This window comes from Geobacillus uzenensis (assembly GCF_002217665.1).
GTDB classification, from domain to species: Bacteria; Bacillota; Bacilli; order Bacillales; family Anoxybacillaceae; genus Geobacillus; species Geobacillus subterraneus.
In genome coordinates this window covers 603,310-621,594 of the sequence record NZ_NEWL01000006.1, presented here as the reverse complement: position 1 = coordinate 621,594, position 18,285 = coordinate 603,310, and the positions used below count along the sequence as shown (strand labels likewise).

17 protein-coding genes and 1 pseudogene are annotated in these 18,285 nt (G+C 55.7%); 17 read left to right on the top strand and 1 reads right to left on the bottom strand.

Going from position 1 to position 18,285, the window contains the following annotated elements:
• The first annotated feature begins 2 nt into the window (after positions 1–2).
• From rsgA to spoVM, 4 genes are all read left to right on the top strand, one after another.
• Positions 3–884: a ribosome small subunit-dependent GTPase A gene (gene rsgA / locus B9L21_RS10555; protein WP_063166337.1), complete on the top strand. Its 882-nt coding sequence runs from the start codon at positions 3–5 to the stop codon at positions 882–884.
• Between the two features lie 3 nt (positions 885–887).
• Positions 888–1,544: a ribulose-phosphate 3-epimerase gene (gene rpe, locus B9L21_RS10550; RefSeq protein ID WP_063166336.1), complete on the top strand. Its 657-nt coding sequence runs from the start codon at positions 888–890 to the stop codon at positions 1,542–1,544.
• 363 nt (positions 1,545–1,907) lie between these two features.
• The gene (locus B9L21_RS10545) at positions 1,908–2,555 is read left to right on the top strand and encodes a thiamine diphosphokinase (RefSeq protein WP_063166335.1); all 648 of its coding nucleotides are present in this window, start codon (positions 1,908–1,910) and stop codon (positions 2,553–2,555) included.
• 81 nt (positions 2,556–2,636) lie between these two features.
• A complete protein-coding gene (gene spoVM / locus B9L21_RS10540; protein WP_017437127.1) occupies positions 2,637–2,717 on the top strand; it encodes a stage V sporulation protein SpoVM in 81 nt (26 codons plus the stop codon).
• A gap of 39 nt (positions 2,718–2,756) precedes the next feature.
• Here spoVM and rpmB read toward each other — a convergent pair whose 3' ends face one another.
• Entirely contained in the window at positions 2,757–2,942 is a 186-nt protein-coding gene (gene rpmB, locus B9L21_RS10535; RefSeq protein WP_008878630.1) for a 50S ribosomal protein L28, read from the bottom strand.
• 229 nt (positions 2,943–3,171) lie between these two features.
• Here rpmB and B9L21_RS10530 point away from each other — a divergent pair, with 229 nt between their 5' ends.
• From B9L21_RS10530 to smc, 13 genes and pseudogenes are all read left to right on the top strand, one after another.
• Complete coding sequence (locus B9L21_RS10530; protein ID WP_063166334.1) at positions 3,172–3,534, top strand: Asp23/Gls24 family envelope stress response protein; 363 nt, start codon at positions 3,172–3,174, stop codon at positions 3,532–3,534.
• A 17-nt stretch (positions 3,535–3,551) separates the two neighbouring features.
• Positions 3,552–5,222: a DAK2 domain-containing protein gene (locus B9L21_RS10525; RefSeq protein WP_063166333.1), complete on the top strand. Its 1,671-nt coding sequence runs from the start codon at positions 3,552–3,554 to the stop codon at positions 5,220–5,222.
• A gap of 65 nt (positions 5,223–5,287) precedes the next feature.
• Entirely contained in the window at positions 5,288–5,950 is a 663-nt protein-coding gene (gene sdaAB, locus B9L21_RS10520) for an L-serine ammonia-lyase, iron-sulfur-dependent subunit beta (protein ID WP_063166332.1), read from the top strand.
• A 73-nt stretch (positions 5,951–6,023) separates the two neighbouring features.
• A complete protein-coding gene (gene sdaAA, locus B9L21_RS10515) occupies positions 6,024–6,908 on the top strand; it encodes an L-serine ammonia-lyase, iron-sulfur-dependent, subunit alpha (protein WP_063166331.1) in 885 nt (294 codons plus the stop codon).
• The gene (gene recG / locus B9L21_RS10510) at positions 6,905–8,953 is read left to right on the top strand and encodes an ATP-dependent DNA helicase RecG (RefSeq protein WP_063166330.1); all 2,049 of its coding nucleotides are present in this window, start codon (positions 6,905–6,907) and stop codon (positions 8,951–8,953) included. The genes sdaAA and recG overlap by 4 nt, the downstream gene beginning before the upstream one ends.
• Positions 8,954–9,140: 187 nt before the next feature.
• A pseudogene (locus B9L21_RS10505) lies at positions 9,141–9,440 on the top strand (RNA-guided endonuclease TnpB family protein); the annotation flags it as partial.
• A gap of 625 nt (positions 9,441–10,065) precedes the next feature.
• Positions 10,066–10,662 carry a transcription factor FapR gene (gene fapR, locus B9L21_RS10500; protein ID WP_063166328.1) on the top strand — a complete coding sequence of 199 codons (597 nt, stop codon included), beginning with the start codon at positions 10,066–10,068 and terminating at the stop codon, positions 10,660–10,662.
• Entirely contained in the window at positions 10,646–11,632 is a 987-nt protein-coding gene (plsX, locus tag B9L21_RS10495; protein ID WP_063166327.1) for a phosphate acyltransferase PlsX, read from the top strand. Before fapR ends, plsX begins: the two co-directional genes overlap by 17 nt.
• Positions 11,633–11,649: 17 nt before the next feature.
• Complete coding sequence (gene fabD, locus B9L21_RS10490) at positions 11,650–12,591, top strand: ACP S-malonyltransferase (protein ID WP_063166326.1); 942 nt, start codon at positions 11,650–11,652, stop codon at positions 12,589–12,591.
• A 2-nt stretch (positions 12,592–12,593) separates the two neighbouring features.
• Positions 12,594–13,337, top strand: a complete 744-nt coding sequence (gene fabG, locus B9L21_RS10485) for a 3-oxoacyl-[acyl-carrier-protein] reductase (RefSeq protein WP_063166325.1) — start codon at positions 12,594–12,596, stop codon at positions 13,335–13,337.
• A gap of 60 nt (positions 13,338–13,397) precedes the next feature.
• Positions 13,398–13,631 (top strand): acyl carrier protein, encoded by a 234-nt coding sequence (locus B9L21_RS10480; RefSeq protein ID WP_020959317.1) that lies wholly within the window; start codon positions 13,398–13,400, stop codon positions 13,629–13,631.
• A gap of 177 nt (positions 13,632–13,808) precedes the next feature.
• Complete coding sequence (gene rnc, locus B9L21_RS10475; RefSeq protein WP_063166324.1) at positions 13,809–14,549, top strand: ribonuclease III; 741 nt, start codon at positions 13,809–13,811, stop codon at positions 14,547–14,549.
• Between the two features lie 172 nt (positions 14,550–14,721).
• The gene (smc, locus tag B9L21_RS10470) at positions 14,722–18,285 is read left to right on the top strand and encodes a chromosome segregation protein SMC (protein WP_063166323.1); all 3,564 of its coding nucleotides are present in this window, start codon (positions 14,722–14,724) and stop codon (positions 18,283–18,285) included.

Below are 18,285 nucleotides of genomic sequence, written 5' to 3'. Positions count from 1 at the left end.
CTATGGCAGAAGGGCAAATCATTAAAGCGTTGAGCGGGTTTTACTATGTCCTGTCCGAAGGCAGCGTGTTTCAATGCCGGGGGCGCGGCGTGTTTCGTAAGCAAAAAGTGACGCCGCTTGTCGGCGACCGCGTCGTCTTTACGGCGACGGGCGAGACGGAAGGCTATATTTTGGAAATTTGTGAACGGCAAAATGAATTGGTGCGGCCGCCGATCTCTAACGTCGAACAGGCGATCTTAGTTTTTTCTGCTGTAAGCCCGGATTTCAGTGCCAAGCTGCTTGACCGCTTTCTCGTCTTAGTCGAGTCAAAGAACATCACCCCGATCATTGTCATTAGCAAAATCGATTTGCTTGACGGCGGGGCGAGAGAGACGATCGCCCGATATGTGCGCGATTACCGGCGCATCGGCTATGAGGTGATTGAGACGTCGGCGGTGACAAAAGGGGGTCTCGACGAGCTGGCCTCGCATCTTTGCGGCCGCGTCTCCGTCGTCGCCGGGCAGTCGGGCGTCGGCAAGTCATCGCTGCTAAACGCACTCCGCCCGGACTTGCAGCTAAAAACGGGCGATATTTCCACCCATTTAGGGCGCGGCAAACATACGACCCGCCATGTTGAACTGCTTGAGGTTGCCGGCGGGCTCGTTGCCGATACTCCCGGGTTTAGCGCGCTTGAGTTGGATCAGATTGAACTTGATGAGTTGCCGCATTATTTTCCGGAATTCCGGGTGTACGGAGAAGGGTGCAAGTTCCGCGGCTGCCTCCACGTCGCTGAACCGAAATGCGCGGTGCGCGAAGCGGCGGCGGCCGGGGACATCGCACCGTACCGCTATGACCATTATTTAAGTTTTGTCGCTGAAATGAAAGAACGAAAGCCGAGGTATTGAACAATGATCCGAATTGCGCCATCGATTTTATCGGCCGATTTTGCCCGCCTGGCCGAGGAGATTCGTTCTGTGGAAGAAGGCGGAGCCGACTGGATTCATGTTGACGTGATGGACGGACACTTTGTGCCGAACTTGACGCTTGGTCCGCCGATTGTGGCCGCCATTCGTCCGGTGACGAAGCTGCCGCTGGACGTCCATTTAATGATCACTGACCCGGACCGGTATATTCCGGCGTTTGCCGAGGCTGGGGCGGATCTCATTTCCGTCCATGTCGAGGCGTGCGTACATTTGCACCGGACGATCCAGTTGATTAAAGAACAAGGGGCGAAAGCCGGAGTGGTGTTAAACCCGCATACGCCGGTTGATATGATCCGCCATGTCATGGCCGAGGTGGATCTCGTCTTATTGATGACGGTCAACCCAGGATTTGGCGGACAGGCGTTTATTCCGGCCGTGGTGCCGAAAATCCGCGAGGTCGCCCGGCTCGCTAATGAGCAAAACAAGGCGATCGACATTGAGGTCGACGGCGGCGTCAATGCGAAGACGGCGCCGCTTTGCGTCGAAGCGGGGGCGAACGTGCTTGTCGCTGGGTCCGCCATTTACAATGATCCCGACCGGGCGGCCGCCATTCGCGCCCTCCGTGAAGCGTGCGCCAAATAGCGCCAGAGGCGGCGCCCAACGCCCTATAGACCGATTCCTATTTGAGCCGCCGCAAACGGCGGTAGGCGGCAAGCCTGCCTTTTGGCAACCAACGGGTTAACGTAATTTCCGAAAGAACTCTCCCGCCTCAAGGAACGTGAAGGGCACAGCCCAGTGAGCAGGCGGGAGATGAATGTCGGTTGGCGATCGCCAACTGATGTAGTCATCTATTGTTAGAACGAACGCCTTCGGAGCGTAAGGAAAGCGTAAAGGGTTCTTGTGCGTGGCTTACCGTTCGGCGAACACGCACAAGTCGCTTGAAGCCTCCACCTCTAAGCGAAGCGTAGGTGGCGGGGAGTTCACGGAATAAAAAGGGGGGAGAGAATGATCATCCATATCGTCGGCGGCGGCCCGCGCGAGCTTCTCCCTGACTTGCGCTTGTATGACGGAGAAGACGTGTGCTGGGTCGGCGTCGATCGCGGCACAGCAGCGCTGCTTGAGGCAGGTTTTCGGCCGGTGCGGGCGTTTGGCGACTTCGATTCACTGTCGGCCGGGGACGTTGCCAAGCTGCAGCAGGCGTTTCCTCATCTTGACGTATGGCCGGCGGAAAAAGACAAAACCGATATGGAGATCGCCCTCGATTGGGCGGTGGAACAAACAACCCGCTGCATCCGCTTGTTCGGCGCGACCGGCGGACGGCTCGATCATTTGTTCGGAAACGTCGAACTGCTGTTGAAATACGCCGGCCGGCCGATTGAAATCGTCGACCGGCAAAACGTGCTGACCGTTCATCTGCCCGGCACATACACGGTCGCACATGACGCGCGGTACCGCTACGTATCGTACATCCCGGTTTCCGAAACGGTGGCCGAACTCACGCTCATCGGATTTAAATATCCGTTAACGAATTGTCATATTTCCCGCGGCTCGACACTATGTATTAGTAACGAACTTATCCAATCTTCCGGTACTTTTTCGTTTTCTGAAGGCATATTAATGATGATAAGGAGCAGCGATTCCAGCTGCCCGTAGTCGCGATTGGCCAATTCGGGAATATACTGGATAAGGAAATGGCGGGAAGCTCGTTACGATGGGTGTGAGGAGGGAATCGGGATGAAGTTTTATACCATTAAGCTGCCGAAGTTTTTAGGCGGGATTGTGCGGGCGATGTTGAACGCATTCAAAAAAGGATAAGAAAAAAGCACCATTTTTGGTGCTTTTTTTGTTGAATGGTTAGACGCGCTTAATTTTCCCGGATTTCAGTGCCCGCGCCGAAACCCAGACGCGTTTCGGTTTGCCGTCGACTAAAATGCGCACTTTCTGCAAGTTGGCTTTCCACGTGCGGCGGTTGGCATTCATAGCGTGTGAACGCGTGTTGCCGAACGATTTTTTCTTGCCGGTGACAAAGCATTTCGCCATTTGTTTTCCCTCCTTGCTTTAACATCCCTCTAAAAACACTATTATAATTTATCATACAACCGAAGGGATTGCAATAGACACGCCTTTTCCCTTTCAAGAAAATGGCCTTGACATCTATTCACGTTTTCGGCTAAATAATACTAGTGGGCGGCCGGAGCGCTTTGAAAACGGTAAGCATTATAGTACAATAAAGGTAGCTGTGCGATGATACGAAAAAGGGGGAACGAGCATGTCGATCGAATGGCAAACAAAATACGGGCGCATTGAAATCGCCAATGAAGTCATTGCCATGATTGCGGGGGGAGCAGCCGTCGATTGCTACGGCATTGTTGGGATGGCGTCCAAAAACCAAATTCGCGACGGGTTGTCGGAAATTTTGCGCCGCGAAAACTTCTCCAAAGGGGTCATCGTCCGGGAGGAAAACGGCGAAGTACATATCGATATGTACATCATCGTCAGCTACGGGACGAAAATTTCCGAAGTCGCCCATAACGTGCAGTCAAAAGTGAAGTATACGCTCGACCAAACGCTCGGGTTGGCGGTTCAGTCGATCAACATTTACGTTCAAGGGGTTCGGGTGACGAATCCGTAGTAAGGAGGAATTAGTCGGTGACAATGAGGACGCTTGACGGAAGACGGTTTGCCGATATGGTGCAGCAAGGGGCTGCCCACTTAGCGGACAACGCCAAAGCGGTCGATGCGCTGAACGTCTTTCCGGTTCCAGATGGTGATACGGGAACAAACATGAACTTGTCGATGACGTCCGGGGCGAAAGAAGTGAAGGCGAACGTCTCCGACCATATCGGCAACGTCGCCGCGGCGCTGGCGAAAGGATTGTTGATGGGGGCGCGCGGCAATTCCGGCGTCATTTTGTCGCAGCTGTTCCGCGGGTTTGCCAAGGCGGTCGAAGGCAAACAACAAGTGGACGGCTTCGAATTTGCCGCTGCTTTGCAAGCGGGGGTCGATACGGCTTACAAGGCGGTCATGAAGCCGGTCGAAGGGACGATTCTCACCGTTGCCAAAGAAGCGGCGCGCAAAGCGATTGAAGTGGCGAAAAAAGAGCGCGACGTCGCCGCGGTGATGGAAGCGGCGCTTATCGAGGCCAAGGCAGCATTGCAGCGCACGCCGGAGCTGCTGCCCGTCCTAAAGGAAGTCGGGGTTGTCGACAGTGGCGGCCAAGGGCTCGTATATGTGTACGAAGGGTTTCTCGCCGCCTTGAAAGGGGAGACGATCTCAACGGCGCGCGCCGAAGTGTCGATGGACGATTTGGTGAAAATGGCGCACCATCAAAGCGCGCAAAGCCATATTCACACCGATGACATCGAATTTGGCTATTGCACGGAATTTATGGTTCGCTTTGAGGCGGACAAGCTGGCGCGGCATCCGTTTTCCGAAGAAACGTTTCGCCGCGAGCTGAGCCAGTTTGGCGACTCGCTGCTTGTGGTCGCTGACGACGAGCTTGTCAAAGTGCACATTCATTCGGAAACGCCGGGTGACGTATTGACTTACGGCCAGCGCTATGGAAGCTTAATCAACATTAAAATTGAAAACATGCGCGAGCAGCATGCCCGCATCGTCGGCAAAGAGGCGGAAACGCCGTCCCGCGCCGCTGCGGAGGAAGCGAAGCCATACGGCATCGTCACGGTGGCGATGGGCGCCGGCGTGGCCGAACTGTTTCGAGGCCTCGGTGCGCACGCGGTCATTGAAGGCGGGCAGACGATGAATCCAAGCACGGAAGAAATCGCCGACGCCATCCGCCGCGCCAACGCGGAAACGGTGTTTGTGTTGCCGAACAACAAAAACGTTGTGATGGCGGCCAAGCAGGCGGCGGAACTTTCGGAACGGCGCGTGATTGTCATCCCGTCGAAAACCGTTCCGCAAGGTATGGCGGCGCTTTTAGCCTTCAGTCCGGCGCAATCGGCTGAGCAAAATGAACGGGCGATGATGGCGGCGCTTTCAAAGGTGAAAACAGGGCAAGTGACGGTTTCCGTGCGCGATACAACGATCGATGGCATCGAGATTCAAAAAGGCGATTACATGGGACTGTTTGACGACCGCATTATCGTCGCCGACAAGGACAAGATCGCGGTCACGAAGCAGCTGCTTGACGCGCTGATCGACGAGGAAAGCGAAATCGTCACCATCCTATACGGTGAAGATGCGACCGAAGTGGAAGTGGAAACGATCGTTGCCTATCTTGAAAAGGAACATGACGAAGTGGAAGTCGAAGTGCATAACGGCCAACAGCCGCTATACCCGTTTGTCATTTCTGTTGAGTAATATGGTAAGATAATAGAAGGGAGAATTCCCTTCTATATTTTTCTACACGAACGGGGGTCGCAGCGATGAAATACAAAAGCGTCTTTGATATTATCGGTCCGGTGATGGTGGGGCCTTCGAGCTCGCATACGGCGGGGGCGGCGCGCATCGGCCTTGTCGCGCGCAAGCTGTTCGGCAGAAAACCGGCGTGGGCGCGCATTTCGTTTTACGGCTCGTTTGCTGAAACGTACCGCGGTCACGGCACCGATGTCGCCATCGTCGCCGGGCTGCTCGGTTTTGACACGTTTGATGACCGCCTGCCGAACGCGCTTGAGATCGCCCGCATCGAAGGGCTCGATGTATCCTTTTTCACCGAGGAGGCGATTCCGCATCATCCGAATACGGCGCGTCTGCGGATTGGCGATGACAGGGGAAAACTCGAGCTTGTCGGTGTTTCCATCGGCGGGGGGAAAATCGAAATCGTCGAGTTGAACGGCTTTGACTTGAAGTTGTCCGGCCACCATCCGGCGCTATTAATCATGCATAATGACCGCTACGGGACGATTGGGGCAGTGGCCAGCGCGTTGGCGAGGCATGCGATTAACATCGGCCATATGGAAGTGTCGCGCAAGGAAAAGGGGAAAGAGGCGTTGATGACGATCGAGGTCGATCAGCCGCTGACAGATGACCTTATTCAGGAATTGGAACAGCTGCCGAACATCATTCAAGTCACAAAGCTTGTCGACTAATCAAGAAAGCGGTTGCGAGTGGGAGCAAGGTTAAACAACAGCGTGGCTTTGCTAGGAAAGGATGGGATAACGAATGTTTCGCAATGTCGCTGAGCTTGTCGAGCTAGCCGAAAAAGAGCAAATCAAAATTGCTGAAGTGATGATCCGCCAAGAAGTAGAGGTGAGCGGGCGCAGCCGGGAAGAGATTGTCGCGCAAATGGATCGGCATCTTGAGGTGATGGAGCGGGCGGTCGAGAGAGGGCTGCAAGGGGTCGTGTCCCGCTCCGGGTTGACCGGCGGCGATGCGATGCGGATGCAACGCTATATTGAGGCGGGCCGGTTTTTGTCAGGGGAAACGATTTTGGATGCCGTCAGCAAAGCGATGGCGACAAACGAAGTGAACGCGGCAATGGGCGTCATTTGCGCTACACCGACAGCGGGCTCGGCCGGCGTCGTCCCGGGGACGCTGTTTGCGGTAAAAGAAAAATTGCAGCCGTCAAGAAAGGAAATGATCGAATTTTTGTTTACGGCCGGAGCGTTTGGGTATGTCGTCGCCAATAACGCGTCCATTTCCGGCGCTGCCGGCGGCTGCCAGGCCGAGGTCGGCTCAGCGGCCGGCATGGCTGCCGCCGCGCTTGTCGAGCTGGCTGGTGGGACGCCAAGCCAAGCGGCGGAAGCGATGGCGATCGCGTTAAAAAATATGCTTGGATTGGTTTGTGATCCTGTCGCTGGCCTTGTTGAAGTGCCATGTGTGAAGCGGAACGCCATGGGGGCGGCCAACGCCATGATTGCCGCCGATATGGCGCTAGCCGGCATCAAAAGCCGCATTCCATGCGACGAAGTGATCGAAGCGATGTATCGCATCGGTGCGGCCATGCCGGTAGCGCTCAAAGAAACTGCGCAAGGGGGGCTGGCCGCCACGCCGACAGGCCGCGCCATTGCGGCCCGCATTTTCGGCGCTGCTGCGGCAACAAAGTGAATGAAATGATGCAACAACCGGTGACAGCGGTCAAAGGCATCGGCGAAGAAACGGCGGCCGCGCTCGCCGACCTCGGCATCGCGACGGTCGGCGAGCTGCTTAGCTACGCGCCGTACCGATACGATGATTACGAACAAAAAGATTTGGCCGCCGTCCGTCATGAAGAAAAGGTGACGGTGGAAGGGAAAGTGCATAGCGCTCCGCTTTTGACGTATTACGGAAAAAAAAAGTCGCGCCTTTCCTTTCGGCTGTTGGCCGGCCGCTATTTGGTCACCGTCGTTTGCTTTAACCGCCCGTATTTGAAGGAAAAAATCGCTTTAAACGAAACAGTGACGGTCATCGGCAAATGGGATCGGCATCGGCAGACGATCAACGCATATGAGCTCCGGTTCGGGGCGGCTCCGGAGGCGGCCGGCATTGAGCCGGTCTATTCGGTGCGCAGCCCGCTGACGGTCAAATCGATGCGCCGGCTGATCAAGTCAGCGTTCGCCCAGTTCGGCGCGCATATTCCTGACTTGCTGCCGACCGCCTTGCGCCGGGCCTACCGCCTCGTTGACAAACAAGAGGCGGTTCGGGCCCTTCATTTTCCGCGTTCGCGCGAAGAGCTGCATCAGGCGCGGCGCCGGCTCGTCTATGAAGAGTTTTTGCTTTATCAATTGAAAATGCAGGCATTAAGGAAGATTATGCGCGACGAACGGCGCGGCATCATCCATTCGTTTTCGGAAGAGCAGGTCGCCTCGTTTGTTTCCGGGTTGCCGTTTTCATTAACGAACGCCCAGCGGCGCGTCATCGGAGAAATTTTGGCCGACATGCGGGCGCCAAGGCAAATGAACCGGCTCTTGCAAGGCGACGTCGGCTCTGGCAAGACGGTCGTCGCCGCGGTTGCGCTTTATGCCGCCGTGCTGTCCGGGTTCCAAGGAGCGTTGATGGTGCCGACGGAAATTTTAGCTGAACAGCACGCCCGCTCGCTCGCTGCACTGCTTGCTCATACGGGCGTGACCGCCGCGCTCCTCACAAGCTCGGTGAAAGGAAAACGGCGCAAAGAGTTGCTTGCGGAGTTAGAGAACGGGATGGTGGATATTGTCATCGGCACGCACGCCTTAATTCAAGAAGGGGTGCAGTTCCGCCGGCTCGGTCTCGTCATCACCGATGAACAGCACCGGTTCGGCGTCGAGCAGCGCCGCATCCTGCGCGAGAAAGGGCACGCACCGGATGTGTTGATGATGACGGCGACGCCAATTCCGCGGACGCTCGCTATCACAGCGTTTGGCGATATGGATGTCTCGGTGCTTGATGAAATGCCAGCCGGACGGAAAAAAGTGGAGACATATTGGGTGAAGCATAATCAGTTTGCCCGCGTGCTCGATTTTATGGAAAACGAACTGCGCCGCGGCCATCAAGCGTACGTCATTTGCCCGCTCATTGAAGAGTCGGAAAAATTGGATGTGCAAAACGCCATTGATGTCCATAGCCAGCTCGTCCACTACTATCGCGGGAAATACGAAGTCGGTCTCATGCACGGCCGGCTGTCGGCCGATGAAAAAGAAGCGGTCATGCGGGCGTTCAGCGAAAACCGCATTCACATCCTTGTTTCAACGACGGTCGTCGAAGTCGGGGTGAACGTGCCGAACGCCACGGTGATGGTCATTTATGATGCCGAGCGGTTCGGGCTTGCCCAGCTTCACCAGTTGCGCGGCCGGGTCGGACGCGGCGACGCCCAGTCGTACTGCATTTTAATCGCTGACCCGAAGTCGGAAATCGGCAAAGAACGAATGCATATTATGACGGAAACGGCGGACGGGTTCGTGCTTGCGGAAAAAGACCTAGAGCTGCGCGGACCGGGCGATTTTTTCGGCACGAAGCAAAGCGGGCTTCCGGAATTCCGGTTCGGCGACCCAGTGCATGATTACCGCATTTTAGAAGTCGCTCGCCGCGATGCGGCCAAGCTCGTTTCATCCGCCGCGTTTTGGCGCGACGAGATGTACGCCGGGTTGCGCGCCGAGCTGGAAGCGTCCGGCGTGCTCGACGGGGAAAAGTTAGATTAATAGGCGAGCGAAGCGGCCGGCGCGCATGCGCGCCCCGCTGTTTTTTATCTTAATTAGGCGAGAAGACTCCCACTTCAACGAAGCGAAGCGGAGTAAGTGGGAGATGAATCGCCTTAACTATATTTTGCTGAAAATAGGATAGATTCAGTAAAATATAGTATCATATAGTTAGATGGGAGGTGAAAACATGTATTTTTGTATCAAACAACAGCTAAATGGTTTGACCAAAGAAGAATACTTGACTCTTCGAGAACTGTGCCATATTGCCAAGAACATGTACAACGTCGGATTGTACAATGTCAGACAATACTATTTTGAACACAAGGAATTTCTTAATTATGAGAAAAACGATCATCTTGCAAAAACTAACGAAAACTATAAGCTGTTAAACAGCAACATGGCACAGCAAATTTTAAAAAAGGTCAATGAAGCCTTTAAATCTTTCTTTGGTTTGATCAGTCTTGCCAAACAAGGAAAAGTGTCTTATGCTCTAGCGGCGAAGTGGACACGCCTCAAAGAATAAGGATTGCTTGAAGCAGTCAAACTTCTTTGGAAGCCCCCACTTCAAATTTTCGCTAGAAAATTAAGTGGGGGTAGTTCACGGCTGTTTTCTTTCAGGGCCTAAAAGGCCGGTGAAAAAAGTACACCCTGAGGCAGGGATTTAGGGGGCTTATGTCGAAAAAGGAAGAAAAATCGTTGGAATGGAGCGTGAGCGGATCATGAAAGCCCCCAAAAACCCTTCGACTCACAAAACCGGAATTGGGAGCAGGAAGTCCTGCTCGTCTTCCCATCCTTTGGCGCCAAACGGCGGGGAGAATGGCCTCCAAAATTCGACATGTGGGAAGTCTATGCCCCATTAATTCACCGGCCTTCTAAAGGTTGGATGAATGGATTTCTGTAAAAACTTGATTTTTGGGCGATCACACATCATCGCTGGAAGGAACCGATGGCTTTTCATCGGCATGGCAGGTTGAGTCCGAATCATATTTTTGCTGACAAACGGTTTTCGGCAACATGTGGACGCTTTTCACTTTTTTCGCTTGCATTCCGTTTTTTGATATTATATATTACTTTTAGTACCTAGTCATAAAATCGGACGGTGTAACAAATCGATGAGAAAAAGCAAACGCGAACGGCAACGGCTGCTGCAGGAGACGATCCGGGAAAACCCGTTTGTGACTGACGAAGAGCTGGCGGAGAAATTTTCCGTCAGCGTGCAGACGATCCGCCTCGACCGGCTTGAGCTGTCCATTCCCGAGTTGCGCGAGCGCATCAAGCACGTCGCCCGCCAATCGTTCGCCGATAAAGTGCGGGCGCTGCCGCTTGAGGAAGTGATTGGCGACATCATTGACATCGAGCCGGACGCGAGCGCCATTTCGATTTTCGATGTCAAAGAGGAACACGTCTTTCGGCGCACCCGTATCGCCCGCGGCCACCATTTGTTCGCCCAGGCGAATTCGCTTGCTGTTGCCGTCATCCACGACGAATTGGCGCTGACGGCGAAAGCGACGATCCGCTTCGTGCGTCAAGTGAAAGAAGGCGAGCGGGTCGTGGCAAAAGCGAAAGTGACCGGCAAAACGAAGAGCGGGCGCACGGTCGTTGACGTGAACAGCTATGTCGGCCAAGAGCTCGTGTTTTCGGGAACGTTCGAAATGTATCGCTCAAACATGGAAAAAAAGGATGGCGACAGCAATGAACATCGCGATTGACGCTATGGGGGGAGACCATGCCCCGCAAGAAATCGTGCGCGGGGCGGCAAGAGCCGCCGCGCATTTTTCCGATATCCGCATTACCTTAATTGGCGATGAAGCGAAAATTCGCCCGTACTTGCCGAGTGAGGAGCGCATTTCGGTCATCCACGCCGATGAAGTGATTGAAGCGACCGATGAGCCGGTGCGGGCGGTGCGGCGCAAAAAACATTCGTCGCTGGTGCGCATGGCCGAAGAGGTGAAAGAAGGGCGCGCGGACGCCTGCATTTCCGCCGGCAATACCGGGGCGCTCATGGCCGCCGGGCTGTTTGTCGTCGGACGGATCGCCGGCATCGACCGGCCGGCGCTCGCGCCGACGCTGCCGACGGTGGACGGAAAAGGGTTTGTCTTTTTAGACGTCGGCGCCAACGTGGACGCCCGCCCCGAACACTTGCAGCAATATGCGCTGATGGGGCATGTGTACGCCAAGCAAGTGCGGGGCATCGCGAATCCGCGCATCGGTTTGCTCAATGTCGGCACAGAAGATCAAAAAGGGAATGAAACGATGAAGCGGGCGTTTGTCCTGCTGAAAGAAACGAACCTTCATTTCATCGGCAACGTCGAAGCGCGCGACTTGCTGCAAGGAGTGGCCGATGTCGTCGTCGCCGACGGCTTTTCCGGCAATGTTGCTTTAAAAACGATCGAAGGGACGGCGATGGCGCTCTTTTCTTTGCTCAAGCAGACGCTGACAAGCAGCGTGGCGGCCAAACTCGCCGCCGCTGTGCTCAAGCCGAAGCTTTCCGGGCTGAAAAAGATGATGGACTACTCTGAATACGGCGGTGCCGCGCTGTTTGGCTTGAACGCCCCGGTCATTAAAGCGCACGGCTCATCCGATGCGAACGCCATTTTCCACGCCGTCCGCCAGGCGCGCGAAATGGTGGCGAATGACGTGATCGGCACGATCAAAGCGGAGCTGGAACGGACATCATAAATCAAGGAGGAACGGGAATGGGGAAAATCGCCTTTTTATTTCCAGGCCAAGGATCACAAACGGTCGGCATGGCGAAAGACGCCGCCGACCATGACGCCCGCGCCCGAGCGGTCATCGAAGCGGCCGACGAACGGCTCGGATTTCCGCTTTCAGCGCTCATGTTCAACGGGCCGCAAGAGGAGTTGACACTCACGTACAACGCCCAGCCGGCGCTCTTGACCGCGAGCATCGCTTTGCTGGAGCTCGTCAAAGCCGCCGGTTTCAAGGCTGATTATGTCGCCGGCCATAGTTTAGGCGAATATACAGCGCTCGTCGCCGCCGGCGCCATGTCGTTTGCCGACGCCGTCTACGCGGTGCGCCGCCGCGGCGAACTGATGGACGAAGCGGTGCCGGCCGGCGAAGGTACGATGGCTGCGGTGTTAGGAATGGAAGCGGAGGCGCTCGAGGCGGTGACGAACGAAATTGCTGCCCAAGGTGATCCGGTCGAGCCGGCCAACTTCAACTGCCCGGGGCAAATTGTCATCTCCGGCTCGAAAGCGGGAGTGGAAAAAGCGGGGCAGCTGGCAAAAGAGCGCGGCGCTAAGCGCGTCATTCCGCTTGAAGTGAGCGGGCCGTTTCATTCCGTGCTCATGAAACCGGCGGCGGAGCAGCTGCAACAAGTCCTTGCCGGCTTGAGCATCCGGGATGCCGACATTCCGGTCGTCGCCAATGTGACTGCCGAGCCGATGACGAAGAAAGAAGACATCGCCCGCCTGCTCATTGAGCAGCTGTATTCGCCGGTGCGCTGGGAGCAGTCGGTGCGCACGCTTTTGGCGCTTGGTGTCGACACGTTTGTGGAAATTGGGCCGGGGAAAGTGCTGGCCGGCCTCGTGAAAAAAATCGACCGCAACGCCCGCGTTTATGCGGTAAACGATCTTGCTTCCCTAGAAGCGACCGTTGCGGCGCTGAAAGGAGAATAACGATGCTCGAAGGAAAAATCGCCCTCGTCACCGGAGCGTCGCGCGGCATCGGCCGGGCAGTCGCTCTTGAGCTCGCCCGGCAAGGGGCGAACGTTGCCGTCAACTATGCCGGCAGCGAAGCAAAGGCGAACGAAGTTGTTGAAACGATCCGTTCGCTTGGCCGCGAGGCGTTCGCCGTGCAGGCGGATGTCGCCCGCGCCGAGGATGTGGAGCGCATGGTAAAAACGGTGCTCGACCAATTCGGCCGCCTCGACATTTTGGTGAACAACGCCGGCATTACGCGCGACAATTTATTGATGCGGATGAAAGAAGAAGAATGGGATGCCGTGATTAACACGAACTTAAAAGGGGTATTTCTTTGTACGAAGGCCGTTACACGACCGATGATGAAACAGCGCTATGGGCGGATCATCAACGTCGCTTCGGTCGTCGGCGTGATCGGCAACCCCGGGCAGGCGAATTACGTTGCCGCCAAAGCCGGCGTCATCGGATTGACGAAAACGGCGGCGCGCGAACTCGCCAGCCGCAACATTACGGTCAACGCCATCGCGCCGGGATTTATTACGACCGACATGACGGAAGCGCTCAACGCGGAGCTGAAAGAAGAAATGTTAAAGCAAATTCCGCTCGCCCGCTTCGGCGAGCCGGATGACGTCGCCCGCGTCGCCGCGTTTCTCGCTTCGGACGCGGCCGGCTATATGACCGGCCAGACGCTTCATGTCGATGGCGGCATGGTGATGCCATAATCAAACGCCTCTAGTATTTTTTTGGCGAATGGACTATAATCATGAAGGGAGGTGAACGCAATGGCAGACGTATTGGAGCGTGTAACGAAAATTATTGTCGACCGCTTAGGGGTTGACGAATCACAAGTGACGCTTGAGGCGTCGTTCAAAGATGATTTGGGCGCCGACTCGCTCGACATCGTCGAACTGGTCATGGAGCTCGAAGATGAATTCAACATGGAAATTTCCGATGAAGAAGCGGAAAAAATCGTCACAGTCGGAGATGCTGTGAACTACATAAAAAGCCATCTGTAATGCCGCTTTTTTGCAAAGTCCCGTTGCTCCGAACGGGGCTTTCTCTGCTTTTTTAAGAATGCCTGGCGGTTCCTGGGGGAAAGCGAACCGTCCCCGTTGGCGTAGCGGGGCGGCGAACGGATATAATAAAAATAGCATACGGCCAGTTTGTCTGGAACGAAGTCGGAGGGCATTTTTATGTCAAAACAAAAAGATAAAGAGCGCATTTATGAAAAAAGGCGGGCGAAGTTTCAAGAACTGCAGAAGAAGATCGGCATCACCTTCCAAAATGAAAGGCTGTTGATGCAGGCGTTCACCCATTCATCGTATGTGAATGAGCATCGGCGGCGGCTCCATGAGGACAACGAGCGGCTCGAGTTTTTAGGCGATGCCGTGCTGGAGCTGACCGTTTCTCAATATTTATTTCAAAAGTTTCCGCATATGAGCGAAGGGCAATTGACGAAGCTAAGGGCGGCCATCGTCTGCGAGCCGTCGCTTGTGAAATTTGCCAACGCTTTGTCGTTCGGCGAGCTTGTTTTGCTCGGCAAAGGCGAAGAGCTGACCGGCGGGCGGACGCGGCCGGCGCTGCTCGCTGATGTGTTCGAGGCGTTTATCGGCGCTCTTTATTTGGACCAAGGAATGGACGCGGTCATTCGTTTTTTAGGCCAAACGATGTTCCCGAAGATCGACGAAGGTGCTTTTTCTCATGTGATGGATTTTAAAAGCCAATTGCAGGAATTGGTGCAACGCGACGGGAGCGGAACGCTTGAATACGCCATTTTGGAAGAAAAAGGACCGGCCCACAATAAAGAATTTGTCGCCCGGGTGGCGCTGAACGGCCAAGAACTTGGCATCGGCGTCGGCCGCTCGAAAAAAGAGGCGGAGCAGCATGCGGCGCAAATGGCGCTCGAAACGTTGCGGGCCGCCGACAGGCAATAGAAGGCTGGCGCTTGACGTCAGTCTTTTTCTATGAACATTTTTCCTATTAGCGTTTTTTTCTGTCTTTGTATGGTATATTGATAAAAGATACAATCTTCTCGTCCGCCGTCCTGTCCGGCGGGAGGGGATGTTCATAACGGATTACAGCGGAAAGATGGTGAGGCACCAGACCATGTTCCTCAAACGGTTGGATGTGATCGGCTTCAAATCGTTCGCCGATCGCGTATCGATTGACTTCGTTCCCGGCGTGACGGCAGTCGTCGGCCCGAACGGAAGCGGCAAAAGCAACATTACGGATGCGATCCGTTGGGTGCTCGGGGAACAGTCCGCGAAGTCGCTGCGCGGCGCGAAAATGGAAGACGTCATTTTCGCCGGCAGCGATTCGCGCAAGCCGCTCAACGTGGCCGAAGTGACGATCACGCTTGATAACGAGGACGGCTTTTTGCCGTTAGAGTACCAGGAAGTCAGCGTAACCCGGCGCGTCTATCGCTCCGGGGAAAGCGAATTTTTCATCAACCGTCAGCCGTGCCGTCTTAAAGATATTGTCGACCTGTTTCTCGACTCCGGGCTCGGCAAGGAGGCGTTTTCGATCATCGGTCAAGGCCGGGTCGAAGAAATTTTAAGCAGCAAGCCGGAAGAGCGGCGCACGATTTTTGAAGAAGCGGCCGGTGTCTTGAAATATAAGCTGCGCAAAAAAAAGGCGGAGACGAAACTGGCGGAAACGCAAGATAACTTGCACCGCGTGAACGACATTTTGCACGAGCTTGAGCAGCAGCTTGAGCCGCTCCGGATGCAGGCGTCGGCCGCCAAAGAATATTTGGAGAAACGGGAGGAGCTCGAGCGGTTTGAAGTGGCGCTCATGGTGCATGACATCGAGCAGCTGTATGAGCAATGGAACGGGCTGAAGGCAGCGTTTGATCAGCACCAGCAAGATGAAGGGGCGCTGGCGGCAGTGTTGCAAAAAATGGAAGCGGACATTGAGCAGTTGCGCGACCAAATCACCGCCATTGACGAATCCGTCGACGGCTTGCAGCAAGTGCTCCTCTTAGCGAGCGAGGAGCTTGAAAAGCTGGAAGGGCGGAAAGAAGTGCTGAAAGAGCGGAAAAACCATGCCGCCAAACGAATCGCGCAGCTCGATGAAGCGACCGCTGCCCTAGCGGCGAAACGGCGCCGCCTCACGGAACAGCTCCATTCGGAGCAGGCAGCGCTCGCCGAGCTCGAGGCAGCCGCCGCGGCGCTTGAGAAAGCGTTGAAAGAGAAGCAGGCGTCGCTTTCGGCGTATGAGATGAATATTGACGAAGAAATTGAACAGCGAAAGAGTGACTACATTGACCTTGTCCACGAACAGGCGGCGTTGAAAAACGAGCGTATGCATGTAGAGCAAGCGATCAGCAGGCTGCGCGCCAAGCAGGCGTCGCTGGCGGAAGCGAACGGCCATCATCTCGCCGAACGCGAACAGCTCGAGCGAAAGCGGATGGCTTTATCCGCCGAGCAATCCCGCCTCGAACGGGCCATGGCCGAAGCGCGCGACAAACAAGCCGTCCTCGCTGCCGCGCTTAAGGCGCAAAACACGGAGCTTGAACAGAAAGAAACGCTGCTCCATCAGGCGCGCCAATATCGGCAACAGGCAAAGGCGCGCCAGCAATGGCTTGAAGAGATGCAGCACGATTACGCCGGCTTTTTTCAAGGGGTGAAAGAAGTATTAAAAGCGCGCGGCCGGCTGCCTGGCATTCACGGTGCGGTCGTTGAGCTCATCCGCGTTCCGGACCGCTACGAAACCGCGATCGAAACGGCGCTCGGTGGGGCGATGCAGCATATTGTCGTCGACAGCGAATCGGCGGCGCGGCAAGCCATTCATTATTTGAAGGCGAACGGCTACGGACGGGCGACGTTTTTGCCGCTTGACGTCATCCAGGCGCGCTTCCTTTCCGAACGAGAGCGGGCGGCGGTTAGCGGCCACCCGGCGTTTGTCGGCGTTGCGAGCGAGCTCGTCGAGTGTGAGCGCGCGTATGCGGCGGCGATCGCCCATTTGCTCGGCCACGTCATCGTGACGGTTGACTTAAAAGGGGCGAACGAGCTGGCAAAGCTTCTTCATTATCGCTACCGGCTCGTGACGCTCGACGGCGATGTCGTCAGCCCGGGCGGGGCCATGACGGGCGGCGGGGCGACGAAAAAGGCGGCCTCCCTATTAAGCCGAAACCGCGAGCTCGAAACGCTTGCGGTGAAACTACAGGAAATGGATGAAAAAATCGCGCAGCTTGAGCGCGACATCGCGGCGAAACAGCGCGAACGGGCGGAACGGGAAGCAGAGGCGGCCGCGCTCGAGCAAGAGCTCTCGGGGTTGCAGCAGGCAATGCAGGCACAAAAAGATGAACAGCGCGAAATCGAATGGCAAAAAAAGCGAATCGATGAGCGGCTCGCCTTATATGACGAAGAAAAAGCAAACGATGAGCGTGAAATCGCGGAGCTGAACAACCGTCTGCACGCCATTGACGGGCAGCTTCAGCAGCTGGCCGAGAAGCTGCAGGCGATCGACAGGGACATCGGCCGGCTGCAGGCGCAAAAACAGACGGAACAAACGACAAAAGAGGCGCTTCAGGCAGCGATCACCGAGGAAAAAATCGCCTTGGCGGAAACGAGGGAGCGGGTGAAGCACGCGCGCCGGAAAGCCGAGGAGTTGGAAGCCGAGCTGGCGGAAACCGACGGCGAGCTTCGGGCAGCCGAACAGGAGCGGGCCGCTTTGGTCGCGGAAATGAACGCACCGGCGTGGAACGAAGACGAACTCGAAGCGCAGCGTCAGCAAAAACTGGAAGACAAGCAAAAAACGATTGAACTGATCGCCAGCCGCCGCGAGCAGCGGCTTGACTGCCAAGGGCGGCTCGAGCATTTGGAGCGGGAATGGAAAGAAGCGAAGCGGCAGCATAAACAGCTCGCCGAGGCGGTGAAAGACGAGGAAGTGAAGCTGAACCGGCTGGATGTGGAACTCGACAACTTGCTTGCCCGCCTCCGTGAAGAGTACGGGCTGTCGTTTGATGCGGCCCGTTCCGCGTACCCGCTTCATATCGAGGTCGAGGAGGCGCGCAAGCGGGTGAAGCTCATCAAGCGCGCCATTGATGAGCTTGGCACTGTCAATTTAGGGGCGATCGACGAATATGAGCGCGTTTCCGAGCGGCACCGCTTTTTAAGCGAGCAAAAAACCGACCTCGAAGAAGCGAAAGCGACGCTTCACCAAGTGATTGACGAAATGGATGAGGAAATGAAAAAACGGTTTTTCTCGACGTTCGAACAAATCCGCGCTCAGTTTGGCGAGGTGTTCCGCGAGCTGTTTGGCGGCGGCCGCGCCGATTTGCGGCTGACCGATCCGAGCGACCTGCTAGAAACCGGAGTCGACATTGTCGCTCAGCCGCCGGGGAAAAAGCTGCAGCATTTAAGCTTGCTCTCTGGCGGCGAGCGGGCGCTGACGGCGATCGCCCTTTTGTTTTCCATTTTAAAAGTGCGCCCGGTGCCGTTTTGCGTTCTTGACGAAGTCGAGGCAGCGCTCGACGAGGCGAACGTGCAGCGGTACGCGCAATATTTAAAACAGTTTAGCAGGCAAACGCAGTTTATCGTCATCACCCATCGAAAAGGGACGATGGAAGAGGCCGATGTGCTTTATGGCGTCACGATGCAGGAATCGGGCGTCTCGAAGCTCGTTTCCGTTCGCCTTGAAGATTCGAAGCAGCTTGTGCAGTCATAG